This window comes from Kribbella sp. NPDC104740, assembly GCF_055583505.1.
The window spans coordinates 158,570-171,203 of the sequence record NZ_JBVJNV010000007.1 but is presented as its reverse complement, the minus strand read 5'-3'; the positions used below and the strand labels follow the sequence as shown (position 1 = coordinate 171,203).

The window sequence follows — 12,634 nt, the reverse complement described above, 5'->3', positions numbered from 1 at the left end:
GCGTCGCGACGCGTCAGCCCGCCGAGAGGGCGCCGGGGAGCCCGCTGCCCGCGGGCTCGGGTCGAACAAGCCGGTCCGCCTAGTTGAGGTGCGACTCCGCGTACGCGACGGCGTCGGCGTTGCCGAAGAAGCCCGGGAGGCCGCCGGTGTGCACGAACACCGGCCGGTCGCCCGGCCGCAGCGTCCCGTCCTCGACCGCGGCGATCAGCCCGGCCATCGCGCGCCCGGTGTAGATCGGGTCGAGCACGACACCTTCGGTGCGCGCGGCAACGGTCAGCGCGGCCGCGGACTCCTTGGTGAAGTGCGGGTAGCCGAGGCCGACCTGCTCCCGGCGTACGCGCAACTCGTCAGGGGCGATCGTCCGGCCGGAGACCTCGCTCGCCAGTTCCGCGACCACCGCGACCGGATCGGCCAGCGCGCCGGTGTCGACGCCGAGCACCCGCTCCGGCCCCAGCTCGGCGACCAAGCCAGCCATCGTCCCGCCGGAGCCCAGCGCGACGACCGCCGTCGTGAACTCCGGCAACTGCTGCTTCAGCTCCTGCCCGCACTCGACGTACCCCTGCGCCCCCAACGCATTGGATCCGCCGAACGGGATCAGCGCGGTCGTCGCCGACTCGGCGACGATCTCCGCCGCGACCTCCGCCCGATCGCGCTCCCCCGCCCACACGACCCGCGCCCCGAACAACCCGTCCAGCGCGAGATTGCCCGACCGCGACGCACCGGCTTCACCAGGAAACACCAGTACGGCGCGCAGCCCGAGCCGCGCCGCCGCCGCGGCGGTCAGCCGGGCATGGTTGCTCTGCGGCGCTCCCGTCGTGACCACCGTCTGCGCACCTTCAGCGAGCGCCGCGCCGAGCGTCCACTCCAGCTTCCGGGTTTTGTTGCCCCCAGCCCCCAACCCGCCGAGGTCGTCGCGCTTCAGCCACAGATCGGTCAGCCCGATCGCAGCGGCAAGTCGCGGCGCGTGCTCGAGCGGCGTCGGCCAGGTCCCGAGTGAAACCTTCATGCGTTCTCCTCCACAGCTCGCTCGGACAAGGTCATCCGCGACCCGCCCTAGGCGCCGGCCGCGAGTGCTGCGATGACGTCGCCGGCCGGTCCAGTCCGCGCGTCGGCATAGCCCGTCCCCGCCCACAGATGCACCTGATCCGGCTCCCCAGCGGCAGCGGCAGCAGCGCGCAACGGCCGGGTCAGGTGATGAATCTCCGGATACCCGAGCGGCGCCCCCGCCTCGTGCCGCTCGATGAAGCCGTTCCGGATCCCCCGCGCCGGCCGCCCGGTGAACGCCCGCGTGATGACGGTCCGATCAGCCCCGGCCGCTGCGAGCGCGTCCTTGTGGACGGCGCTCGCGCCGCTCTCGTCGGTCCGCAACAGGACGGTGCCGACGGCAACGGCTGAGGATCCGAGGTCCAACAGGTCACGCACCTGCGAGGACTTGGAGATTCCGCCTGCCGCGATGACCGGCACTGTGGTTTCCGCAACTACCTGCTCGACCAGCGCCCGCAGCGAGACGACGGCCGGCTTCTCCGGGGTGTGGGTCCCGCTGTGGCCGCCGGCTTCTGTGCCCTGGGCAATCAATCCGTGCACCCCCAGCTGCACTGCCGCCCGAGCCTCGTCAACCGACGTGACTGTCGCCAGCACCTGCGTCCCAACCCCGGTCAGCGCCCCCACCACCTCAGCGCTGGGCAACCCGAACGTGAAGCTCACGAACTCCACCGGCCGCTCCACCAGCAGCGCGATCTTCGCCGCCCAGTGATCATCGTCGTCCGCCACCATCGGCGCCGCCGCCAGATCCAGCCCGTACGCCGACCCCTCCGGCGCCAGCTCCTCCGCATACCGCCGGAACGCGGCCTCGGTCAGCCCCGACCGCCCCGGCACGAACAGGTTCACCCCGAACGGCACATCAACGGAGGCCATCTCAGCACCCAGTGTCTCAGGCGTCTTGTAACCCCCGGCGAGAAACCCGAACCCACCCGCGGCCGAGACCGCCGCGACCAGCGCAGGCGTCGTGGCCCCGCCGGCCATCGGCGCCCCGATCACCGGCAGCGCCGACGCCGTCCAGGAACCAGCCATCGGGACTCAGAGACCCTTGATCGCGGCCAGCGTCACCAGCGCCGCCTGCGTCGACTCGTACCCCTTGTCCTCGCGCGAGTCCGGCAGTCCGGCCCGGTCGAGCGCCTGCGGGTCGTTGTCGCAGGTCAGCAGCCCGAACCCGACCGGTACGCCGGTGCTCATCCCGACCTCCATCAGCCCGTTCGTCGCGGCCTGGCAGACGTACTCGAAGTGCGGCGTGTCCCCACGGATCACGACGCCCAGCGCCACCACCGCGTCGTACCCGGCCTTCGCCGCGTGCAGCGCCGTCACCGGCAGCTCGAACGACCCCGGCACCCGGATCACCGTGTAGTCGGTGACGCCGGACTCGTCGAGCGCGCGCACGGCGCCGGCCACCAGCGCGTCGGTCACCTTCGGGTGCCACTGCGCGGCGACCACCGCGACCCGGGCGCCCTCCACCCGCGGCGTCTCGATCGTGGGTGCTCCACTGCCCGACATCTACAGTCCCTTCTCGTCGGTGCCGGTGGGCAGGTAGTGGCCCATCCGGTCGCGCTTGGTGCGCAGGTAGCGCAGGTTGTGCTCGGTCGGGTCGATCTCGATCGAGCGGCGCTCGACCACGTCGATCCCGTAGCCCTGGACGCCGGTCAGCTTGTCCGGGTTGTTGGTGATCAGCTTCACCGAGGTGATGCCCAGGTCGGCCAGGATCTGCGCGCCGGTGCCGTAGTCGCGGGCGTCGGCGGGCAGCCCGAGGTCCAGGTTGGCGTCGACCGTGTCGCGGCCGGCGTCCTGCAACTCGTAGGCCTGGAGCTTGTGCAGCAGCCCGATCCCGCGGCCCTCGTGACCACGCAGGTAGACCACCACACCACCTTCGGCGGCGACCTGCCGCATCGCCTCGTCGAGCTGCGGGCCGCAGTCGCAGCGCAGCGAGCCGAAGACGTCCCCGGTCAGGCACTCCGAGTGCAGCCGGACCAGCGTCGGACCGTCCCCGATCTCGCCGCGGACCAGCGCCAGCTGCTCCGACCCGTCGACGGTGTTCTTGTAGCCGTGGGCAACGAAGTCGCCGTACCGGGTGGGCAGGGTGGTGGTCGCGACCCGCTCGATCTGGCGCTCGGTCCGCCGCCGGTAGGCGATCAGGTCCGCGATCGAGACCAGCACCAGGCCGTGCTCGTCGGCGAACGCGCGCAGCTCCGCGCCGCGCTTCATCGAGCCGTCGTCGTTGACCAGCTCGGAGATCACCGCGGACGGCCGCAGCCCGGCCAGCCGGGCCAGGTCGATCGACGCCTCGGTGTGCCCCGGGCGGACCAGGACACCACCGTCGCGCGCCCGCAGCGGGAACACGTGCCCGGGCTGGACCAGGTCGAACGGCTCCGACGCCGAGTCGGCCAGCACCCGGATCGTCCTGGCCCGGTCGGCCGCGGAGATCCCGGTGGCGATGTTGTCGCGGGCGTCCACCGAGATCGTGTACGCCGTGCGCAGCTTCTCGCGGTTGTGCGGGGTCATCAGCGGGATGCCGAGCCGGTCCAGCTCGGCCCCCTCCATCGGGACGCAGACCACGCCCGAGCTGTGCCGGATCAGGAACGCGAGCAGCTCCGGCGTCGCCTTGGAGGCGGCGAAGATCAGGTCGCCCTCGTTCTCGCGGTCCTCGTCGTCGACCACGATCACCGCGCGCCCGGCCCGGATCTCGTCGATCGCGTGCTCGATCGTGTCGAGCTTCAGCACCTCGCCCATCGTCTAACCCACCACCACTGGTTCGGGGGCGGCCGGGACGGCCTCCCGCTTGTCGATCCGCCACCAGGCCACGAAGCCGAGCACGCAGAACAGTCCGTAGATCACGTACATCGCCGCCGACGGGTAGAACTTGGCCTGTACCAGCAGCGGTACGCCGACCACGTCGACGGCGATCCAGACCAGCCAGAACTCGACGAACCCGCGGGCCATCCCGTACGTCGCCAGGATCGACCCGGTCAGGATCCAGGCGTCCCACTGCGGACCCCAGGAGCCGAGCTCACGCAGGACGAAGTACGAGATCGCGTAGAGCACGACCGCCGCGCCGAGCATCTCCAGCCGCTCCCGGGCCGACGCCCAGCGCGGCTGGACACCGGTCTTGGCGCCGCCGTGCCGGGTCTGGTACCAGCGGTACCAGCCGTACAGGCTGACCAGCGCGAAGAAGACCTGGCGGCCGGCCTGGCCCCAGAGGTCCTTGTCCTGCGGGGTGTCGAACAGCCCGCCGACGAAGACCGTGAACAGCAGCACGTTGCCGACGATGCCGACCGGCCACGCCGACACCAGCCGGCGCATCCCGAACAGCGCGCTGGCCAGGCCGAACACGTTCCCGACGATCTCACGCACCAGCACCGGCGACCCGGCGACGGTGACCTGCTCGTGCAGCAGCCAGTCGATCATTCGTTGCCTCCGGCAACACTCTTCGGAGCGGTCAGCAACCGCTCGACGTACTTCGCGATCACGTCGACCTCGAGGTTGACGGTGTCGCCGATCTTGTTCCGCCCGAGCACGGTCAGCTCCAGCGTGGTCGGGATCAGGCTGATCCCGAACGTCGTGGTCGCGTCGTCGACGTCGGTGACGGTCAGCGAGACCCCGTCGACCGCGATCGAGCCCTTCTCCGCGACGTACCGGAGCAGCTCCGGGCCGGCCGCCACCCGGACGACCTCCCAGTGCTCGGCGGGCTCGCGGCTCGCGATCGTGCCGACGCCGTCGACGTGGCCCTGGACGATGTGCCCGCCGAGCCGCTCGTGCGCCGTGACAGCGCGCTCCAGGTTGACCGTCGAGCCCTTCTCGACACCGCCCAGGCTGGTCCGGCGCAGCGTCTCGCGCATCACGTCGGCGGTGAAGGTGCCGTCACCGGTCTCGACGACGGTCAGGCAGCAGCCGTTGACCGCGATCGAGTCGCCGTGACCGGCGTCCTCGGTGACCTTGGGGCCGCGGATGGTGAGCCGGGCCGCGTCGCCCTCCAGCAGGTCGAGCGACTCGACGGTCCCGAGCTCTTCGACGATTCCGGTGAACATCTACTTCCCTCCCAGGGGAGTCAGGGTGAGCCGGACGTCGTCGCCAAGGCGAGTGACGTCCGCAAGGGTGAAGCGCCGCAGGTGGTCGATAGATTCCGTGCCCAGGTCGCCGACCGCGGAGAAGCCCGACCCGAGCAGCGCCGGGGCGACGTACGCGACGATCTGGTCGACCAGCCCGGCGCGCAGGAAGGCGGCGGCCAGCGTCGGCCCGCCCTCGAGCCACAGGTGGCGGATCTGGTGGTCGTCGAGCTGCCTCAGCACCTCGGCGGGGTCGTGGGTCGGGAGCAGCAGCGTCGGCGCCCGGTCGTTGCGGACCCGCGCGGTCTCCGGGATCTCCCGGTCGCCGACGACGACGCGCAGCGGCTGCCGGGGCAGCGGCTGGTCGTGCTCGTCGCGCACGGTCAGCTCCGGGTCGTCGACCAGCACGGTCTGGGTGCCGACCGCGATCGCGTCGCACTCGGCGCGCTTGCGGTGCACGTCGGCGCGGGCGGCGGCGCCGGTGATCCACTTGCTCGACCGGTCCTTGGCGGCGCTGCGGCCGTCGAGCGTGGTGGCGAACTTCCAGGTCACGAACGGGCGGCCGGTCCGGACGCTGTGCAGCCAGACGTGGTTCACGTCCTCGGCCTCGGCCTGGAGCACGCCCTGCTCGACCCGGATGTTCTTGCCGCGCAGCTTGGCGGCGCCGCCGGCGGCCTGCGCGTTCGGGTCCGGTACGGCGTACACGACGCGGGCGATCCCGGCCTCGATCAGCGCGTCCGCGCACGGGCCGGTCCGGCCGGTGTGGTTGCAGGGCTCCAGCGTCACGTACGCCGTCCCGCCGCGGGCGCGCTCGCCGGCCATCCGGAGCGCGTTCACCTCGGCGTGCGGCCCACCGGCCTGCTGGTGGTACCCCTCGCCGACCGGGAGGCCGTCGCGGCCGGTGATCACGCAGCCGACCACGGGGTTGGGGTGCGTGCTGCCGATCCCGCGCGCGGCGAGCTCGACCGCGCGCCGCATCCAGGCGACGTCGACCGGCCCGAAACCAGTCACGGCGTTGTTCACAGACGGTCCCTCGTTGTCACGGACGCACTTCCGGGGTCTGTGACAACCGGCACGCTCCGCCACTGCCGCGCAGGCAGGACGGCGCACACCGATCGCGTGCGCCTCCCATCCGGACTTTCACCGTCGGTCCTGGAATTCCACCAGGTCAACCGGCCGACGAACTGCATCGACCGGGTCGCGGACTGTCACCGCCGGCTCGGAATTACACCGACCCCGGAGCACGCGAGTGGGTTCACTCGTCCTTGAAGTGTACGCCGTCGGCCAACGCCCGGGTTGTTGCCTCCATCACCTGGACGCGCGACCGCCGCCTGGGGGTGAACAGCCGTATACCAAACGCCTATGCGGCCCGGACAGACTCGGCAGTGCTACCACCCCGACCAGGTCCGGAGGCCCCACCGTGTCCGTCGAATCCCGCGCCGACCGCACCACCCAGCGGCTGGCCGACCTGCTGGCCGACGACCCGCAGTTCGCCGCAGCCTTCCCCGACGCGGCCGTCGAGGAGGCGCTCCAGCGACCGGACCTCGGGGTGCGGGAGCTGCTCGACGTCGTACTGACCGCGTACGCCGACCGGCCCGCGTTCGCCGAGCGCACCGTCCAGCTGTCGACCGATCCGGCCACGGGGCGGAATCGGGCCGACAAGCTGGCGGCGTACAGCACCTCCGCGACGTACGGCGAGGTCGCGGAGCGCCTGCGGGCGGTCGCCGCCGCGCTGGGCTCGGGCGGTGCGCTGGGCGCGGGTGACCGGATCAGCTTCCTCGGGTTCACCGGCGTCGACTACACGGTCGTCGAGCTGGCGGCGACCGCGCTCGGCGCAGTCACCGCGTCGCTGCCGCTCGGCGTACCGGTGGACCGGCTGCTGCCGATTGTCGCCGAGACCGAGTCGACGGTTCTCGCCGCCGGCCTCGACCTGCTGGACGCCGCTGTCGAGCTGGCCAACCAGGACCCAACCATCCGGCTGCTGGTCGTTCTCGACCACCGGCCCGAGATCCACGACGGCGCCGACGCCCTGGCCGCCGCCCGGTTCGCCCTGGCCGGAACGCAGGTCGCCGTACAGACCGTCGCCGAACTGATCGCGGCCGGCGCCGACCACCCGATGCCGCCCGCCCCCGACGTCGAGGGCGACGCCCCGGCGCTGATCCTCTACACCTCCGGCAGCACCGGCACCCCCAAGGGCGTGGTGTTCACCCAGAACCAGATCGCCCAGATCTGGCGGACCGCTCCCCTGCTCAGCCGCCCGGTGCCGGGCCGGATGCCGTGGATCACCCTCAACAACCTGCCAATGGGCCACCTGATGGCCCGGCATGTCCTGCACGGCACGCTCTCGGTCGGCGGTACGGCGTACTTCCCGGCGGAGAACGACATGTCCAGCTTCCTCGAGGACCTGGCGCTGGTGCGGCCGACCGCGACCGCGATGGTGCCGCGGTCCTGGGACGTGCTGTACCAGGAGTTCCAGGACGAGACCGCGCGCCGCCGGGCCGCCGGGGACGACTCGGCCGACCTGGAGGCGACGGTGACCGCCGAGCTGACCCAGCGGATGTTCGGCGGCCGGCAGATGCTCGCCGTCACCTCCGCGGCCGCGATCTCCAGCGAGCTCGCGACCTGGCTGGACTCGCTGCTCGACCTGGACCTGCTCGACATCTACGGGATGACCGAGATCGGCCTGATCACCTTCAACGGGCGCGTCAGCCGGCCGTGGACGGTCGACTACCGGCTGATCGACGTACCGGAGCTCGGGTACTTCGGGTCCGACCGGCCGCACCCGCGTGGCGAGCTGCTGGTGAAGGTCCGGCTGCCGTTCTCCGGCTACTACCGGCATCCCGAGACGACCGCGGAGGTCGCCGACGAGGAGGGCTGGTTCCACACCGGCGACATCTTCGCCGAGCCCGCGCCGGACCAGTTGGTGTACGTCGACCGGCGCAACACCGTGCTGAAACTGTCGCAGGGCGAGTTCGTCGCGGTCTCGAAGCTGGAGGCGATCTTCGGCAACCACCCGCTGATCCACCAGATCTACCTGTACGGCAACAGCACCCGCGCGTACCTGCTCGCGGTCGTCGTCCCCAGCGAGCGCGCGGACGCCGATGACAAGAGCGCGATCGCGGAAGCGTTCCAGCAGATGGCGAGGACGGCCGGGCTGCAGTCGTACGAGCTGCCGCGGGACTTCCTGATCGAGACCACGCCGTTCAGCCGGAACAACGGGCTGCTCACCGGCGTCGGCAAACTCGCCCGGCGGAACCTGGCCGAGTTCTACCGGTCGCGGCTCGAGGAGCTGTACGCGACGCTGTCGAGCGGCCAGGCCGAGAGCATCCAGCAGCTGCGCGAGCACGGCGCCGAGCTCCCCACCGTCGAAACCGTCACCCGGGCCGCGAGCGCGCTGCTCGGTACGACGGGCGACGCGCTCCAGCCCAGCGCCCGGTTCTCCGACCAGGGCGGCGACTCGCTGTCGGCACTGACCTTCGTCGAGCTGCTGAACGACATCTACGCCGTCGATCTGCCGGTCGGTGTGGTGGTGAGTCCGGTGATGGACCTGCAGGGTCTGGCCGACTACATCGACGCCGAGCGCGGCCCGAGCACGCGGCGGCCGTCGTTCGCCTCGGTGCACGGCGCGGGGTCGCAGGAGGTCTCCGCGAGCGAGCTGACGCTCGACAAGTTCCTCGGGCCTGAGCTGCTGAGCGCTGGACCGACGGCTGAGCCGGCGAGCGCCGTACGGACTGTGCTGCTGACCGGGGCGACCGGATATCTCGGGCGGTTCCTGGTGCTGGAGTGGTTGCAGCGGCTGGCCGGTGGCGACGGGAAGCTGATCTGCCTGGTGCGCGGCAAGGACGACGCGGACGCTCGGGCGCGGCTCGAGAGCGTCTTCGCCGGCGGTGATCCGGCGTTCGCTCGACGCTTCTTCGAGCTGGCCGACCGGCTCGAAGTCGTTGCCGGTGACAAGAGTGACCCCTGGCTGGGGCTGACCGGCGAACGCTGGCAGCAGCTCGCCGACGAGGTCGACCTGATCGTCGACTCGGCCGCGCTCGTCAACCATGTGCTGCCGTACCAGCAGCTGTTCGGCCCGAACGTGCTCGGCACCGCCGAGCTGATCCGGATCGCGCTGACCGGCCGGCTCACGCCGTACGTGTTCGTCTCGACCGTTGCCGTCGGCCAGCAGATCGCGCCCGGAGACTTCACCGAGGACGCGGACATCCGGGCGATCAGTCCAGCCCGCAAGTTGCTCGACGAGTACGCCGACGGCTACGGCACCAGCAAGTGGGCCGCCGAGGTCCTGCTCCGCGAGGCCAACGAGCGCTTCGGACTCCCGGTCTCGGTTTTCCGCAGCGACCTGATCCTCGCCGAGCACCGCTACCAGGGCCAGGTCAACGCCCCCGACCTGTTCGCCCGCCTGCTCCTCAGCCTGGTCGCCACCGGCGTCGCACCGACATCCTTCTACCAGCTGGACGCTGAGGGCCACCGGCAACGATCACACTACGACGGCCTCCCGGTCGATTTCGTCGCCCAGTCCATCAGCACCCTCGGCGCCCGCGACCCCGGTGGCTTCACCACCTTCCACGTCGTCAACCCCCACGACGACGGCATCGGCCTCGACGAGTACGTCGACTGGCTGACTGAGGCCGGCCACCGGATCACCCGCGTCCCGGCGTACGACGAATGGCTCGACCGCTTCGAGACCGCTCTCCAAGCGCTGCCCGACCGGGAGCGACAGGCGTCGGTCCTGCCGCTGCTCCACGCCTACCGTCACCCGTGGCCGGCCCAGCGCGGCGCCCTCGTCCCGAGCAACCGCTTCGAATCCGCCGTCCGAGCAGCCCACCTCGGCGCCGCCGGCGAGATCCCGCCGGTGACCCCCGAGCTGATCCGCAAGTACATCACCGACCTGCGATACCTGGGCCTACTCGACTAGAGCGCCGCCCTGGGCCAGGTAGGCGAACGTCGCCAGCCAGTGGTCGTGGTTGAAGTCGCCGCTGGTGACGCTGGGGAGGGCGGCGTCGAGATGGGCGGTGACCTGGCGGTCGTCGTCGGTCAGGGCGGCGAGCTGCCAGGCTCGGGTGAGGTTGAGGCCCTGGAGGTGGCCCTGGCGGCCGTCGATCGGGTAGCGGACCTGGACGGGCTTCAGGACGGACAGGTCCGGGAGGAAGGCGGGCAGCCAGGCGGCGAACTCGTGCTCGGTGAGGACCCGGCGCATGAGGTCGGCCTCGCACAGCGCGGCCGAGACGAAGTCCTCGCCGCTGGGCTCCCAGGCGATCGGGTAGTCGCTGTCGGCCTCGAACCAGGTGCGGGCCTTGTCGCGGACGGCCTGCGTCAGCTTGTCCTGGCCGAGAGCCTCGGCGGCCTCCAGCAGCAGGGCGAGCGCGAACGCCGAGTTGGAGTGGACGCCCGAGCGGACCGGCCGTGCGGCGCCCTCCAGCCACTCGACGCTCAGGTCGACGATCGCCTCGACCAGCGGCGTCATCGCGGCCGACCACTTCGGCGCCGCTTCATCGGGGCTCTTGGCAACGGCCGCGGCCAGCACCAGCGCCCACGCCCAGCCGTACGGGCGCTCGAACGACGGCGAGCTGCGCAGGTACGCCGCCTCCGCCGCCAGCGCCTCCGCGGTCAGGTTCCGGTCCAGCGCCGCCCGGATCACCGCCGGGTCGGTGGCCTCAGGCAACAACCTGACCAGCAGCCAGTGCATGTGCACGCAACTGTGCCAGTCGTACGACGTGTGGAAGGCCGGGTGCAGCTCCTTGACCGTGTAGCCGCGGGTGTCCTGGGCGACGTGGTCGAGCTGGTGCGGCGCCTCGGTCCGCAAGTTCTGCAGCGCGATCTCGACGTACCGCTGGCTCATCACAGGACTCCGAAGGCGAGGAAGTACATCAGGAAGATGTTGCAGACCAGCAGCGGGATCGCGGTCGGCAGCTGGGCCTTGATCGGTCCGTACCGGCTCTTCATGTCGAGCAGCGCGGCCGGGACCAGGTTGAAGTTCGCGGCCATCGGCGTGGTCAGCGTGCCGCAGAAGCCGGCCAGCATGCCGATCGCGAAGACCGTCGCCGGGTTGCCGTCGAAGGTCTGGACGAGCACCGGGTAGCCGATCGCGGCGGTCATGATCGGGAAGGCGGCGAACGCGTTGCCCATGATGACCGTGAACAGCGCCATCCCCACGCAGTACACGACGACCGAGCCGAACAGCGATCCCTCCGGCAGTACGTGCGTGGTGACCTTGCCGACCGCCGTCCCGACGCCGGCGTCGGTGAACAGCCGGCCGAGCGTGGCCAGCATCTGCGGCAGCACGGCCGCCCAGCCGATCACCTCGAGCAGCCGGTGGCCTTCCTTCAGCGGAGTCAGGACCGACGGCGGACGCAGCATGATCACGCCGACGATCGCCGCCGCGACCGCCGAGACACCGAGCCCGATCAGCGTCTCGGAGCCCTTCTCCAGCAGCGGCTGGTCGCCGGCCTTGATCTTGGCCAGCCCGACCGCGAAGATCAGCGCCCCGAGCGGGATCACCAGCGGCGGCACGAACAGCTTGTTGCCGAACCTGGTCGCCGCGGCGACTTTCTCGCTGAGGCTCGTCGACACCTCGGTACCGCGGCCGAGCTGGCCGGTGCCGACCAGGACCGTCATCGCGATCACGACCAGACCGAGCACCCAGGCCGGCGCGGTCTTGTTCACCACGAAGGTGCTGTAGCCGAACGACGCGCCGAGCAGACCCCAGAACGCCGCGCTGCCGTACCGCTTGCTGTTGCTGGTGTCGCGCAGCGTCACCACCGCGCCGAAGAGGAAGATCAGCCCGCACAGCCAGTAGAACCACTCGACCTTGATCACCGGCCGGCCTCCTTCTTCTTCATCGCCGGCGGCGCGCCCTCGACCGCCATCAGGCGGTCGAGCTGGCGGTCGAAGTAGAGCATTCGGGCGCCGTGGATGAGCAGCGCGCAGATCGCGGTCGGGATCGCCCAGAGCGCGACGTGCAGCGCGTCCAGCTTCAGCCCGTACGTCGAGTCGACGAACCCGGTGATCAGCAGGATCGAGCCGACCGCGATGAAGACGTCCTCACCGAAGAACACGCCGACGTTGTCGACCCCGGCCGAGTGCCCCTTGATCCGCTCCTGGACCGCCTCGGGCAGCTTCCGCCCGTACCGGCGCTCCGCGGCGCCCTCGGCCATCGGGTAGATCAGCGGCCGCACGGTCTGCGCGTGCCCGCCGATCGACATCAGCCCGACCGCGGCCGTCACCTGCCGGATCACCTGGTACGCCGCCAGCAGGCGCCCGGTGGTGAGGAAGGTGAGCTTGCCGATCAGCCGCCGGGACTGCTCCTGCAGCCCGAACCGCTCGACCAGCCCGATCACCGGCAGCACCACGATGAACAGGGTCACCGAGCGGCTCCCGGCGAAGCCGTTGCCGAACTCGTTGAGGATCTTTCCGGGACTCAGGCCGCCGAGCAGCCCGGTGGCGATGCCCGCCACCGTGACCACGACCAGGGGATTCAGGCGCAGGGCGAACCCCACCACCACCAGCAGGACTCCGATCAGGACCAGCACCGCACTACCTCC

The 12,634-nt window shown here is 71.1% G+C and carries 11 protein-coding genes and 1 riboswitch; of the genes, 1 reads left to right on the top strand and 10 read right to left on the bottom strand.

Features of this window, described 5'->3' with window-relative positions:
* Positions 1-79: 79 nt before the first annotated feature.
* The 7 genes from ACZ6Z4_RS31265 to ribD are packed head-to-tail and all read right to left on the bottom strand — an operon-like array spanning position 80 to position 6,068.
* Positions 80-1,006, bottom strand: coding sequence for a pyridoxal-phosphate dependent enzyme (locus ACZ6Z4_RS31265; RefSeq protein WP_465572419.1), 927 nt, complete (start codon positions 1,004-1,006; stop codon positions 80-82).
* 47 nt (positions 1,007-1,053) lie between these two features.
* Positions 1,054-2,070, bottom strand: coding sequence for a nitronate monooxygenase (locus ACZ6Z4_RS31260; protein WP_465572416.1), 1,017 nt, complete (start codon positions 2,068-2,070; stop codon positions 1,054-1,056).
* 6 nt (positions 2,071-2,076) lie between these two features.
* Positions 2,077-2,547 carry a 6,7-dimethyl-8-ribityllumazine synthase gene (ribH, locus tag ACZ6Z4_RS31255; RefSeq protein WP_465572413.1) on the bottom strand — a complete coding sequence of 157 codons (471 nt, stop codon included), beginning with the start codon at positions 2,545-2,547 and terminating at the stop codon, positions 2,077-2,079.
* Positions 2,548-3,777 (bottom strand): bifunctional 3,4-dihydroxy-2-butanone-4-phosphate synthase/GTP cyclohydrolase II, encoded by a 1,230-nt coding sequence (locus ACZ6Z4_RS31250; protein ID WP_465572408.1) that lies wholly within the window; start codon positions 3,775-3,777, stop codon positions 2,548-2,550.
* A gap of 3 nt (positions 3,778-3,780) precedes the next feature.
* Entirely contained in the window at positions 3,781-4,452 is a 672-nt protein-coding gene (pnuC, locus tag ACZ6Z4_RS31245) for a nicotinamide riboside transporter PnuC (RefSeq protein ID WP_465572402.1), read from the bottom strand.
* The gene (locus ACZ6Z4_RS31240; RefSeq protein WP_465572397.1) at positions 4,449-5,072 is read right to left on the bottom strand and encodes a riboflavin synthase; all 624 of its coding nucleotides are present in this window, start codon (positions 5,070-5,072) and stop codon (positions 4,449-4,451) included. The genes pnuC and ACZ6Z4_RS31240 overlap by 4 nt, the downstream gene beginning before the upstream one ends.
* Positions 5,073-6,068, bottom strand: a complete 996-nt coding sequence (gene ribD, locus ACZ6Z4_RS31235; protein WP_465573405.1) for a bifunctional diaminohydroxyphosphoribosylaminopyrimidine deaminase/5-amino-6-(5-phosphoribosylamino)uracil reductase RibD — start codon at positions 6,066-6,068, stop codon at positions 5,073-5,075. It lies immediately after the preceding gene.
* Between the two features lie 138 nt (positions 6,069-6,206).
* A riboswitch (FMN riboswitch) is annotated at positions 6,207-6,338 on the bottom strand.
* A 172-nt stretch (positions 6,339-6,510) separates the two neighbouring features.
* Here ribD and car point away from each other — a divergent pair.
* The gene (car, locus tag ACZ6Z4_RS31230) at positions 6,511-10,008 is read left to right on the top strand and encodes a carboxylic acid reductase (protein WP_465572394.1); all 3,498 of its coding nucleotides are present in this window, start codon (positions 6,511-6,513) and stop codon (positions 10,006-10,008) included.
* On the opposite strand, the gene ACZ6Z4_RS31225 is transcribed toward car, so the two are convergent.
* From ACZ6Z4_RS31225 to ACZ6Z4_RS31215, 3 genes are read right to left on the bottom strand one after another with little or no spacing between them, the layout of a single operon-like run.
* Complete coding sequence (locus ACZ6Z4_RS31225; RefSeq protein ID WP_465572390.1) at positions 9,997-10,932, bottom strand: DUF2891 family protein; 936 nt, start codon at positions 10,930-10,932, stop codon at positions 9,997-9,999. The genes car and ACZ6Z4_RS31225 overlap by 12 nt on opposite strands.
* On the bottom strand, positions 10,932-11,909 hold the full coding sequence (locus tag ACZ6Z4_RS31220) for a DUF979 domain-containing protein (protein WP_465572387.1): 978 nt from the start codon (positions 11,907-11,909) through the stop codon (positions 10,932-10,934). The genes ACZ6Z4_RS31225 and ACZ6Z4_RS31220 overlap by 1 nt, the downstream gene beginning before the upstream one ends.
* Positions 11,906-12,622, bottom strand: coding sequence for a DUF969 domain-containing protein (locus ACZ6Z4_RS31215; RefSeq protein WP_465572384.1), 717 nt, complete (start codon positions 12,620-12,622; stop codon positions 11,906-11,908). The genes ACZ6Z4_RS31220 and ACZ6Z4_RS31215 overlap by 4 nt, the downstream gene beginning before the upstream one ends.
* Positions 12,623-12,634 lie beyond the last annotated feature (12 nt).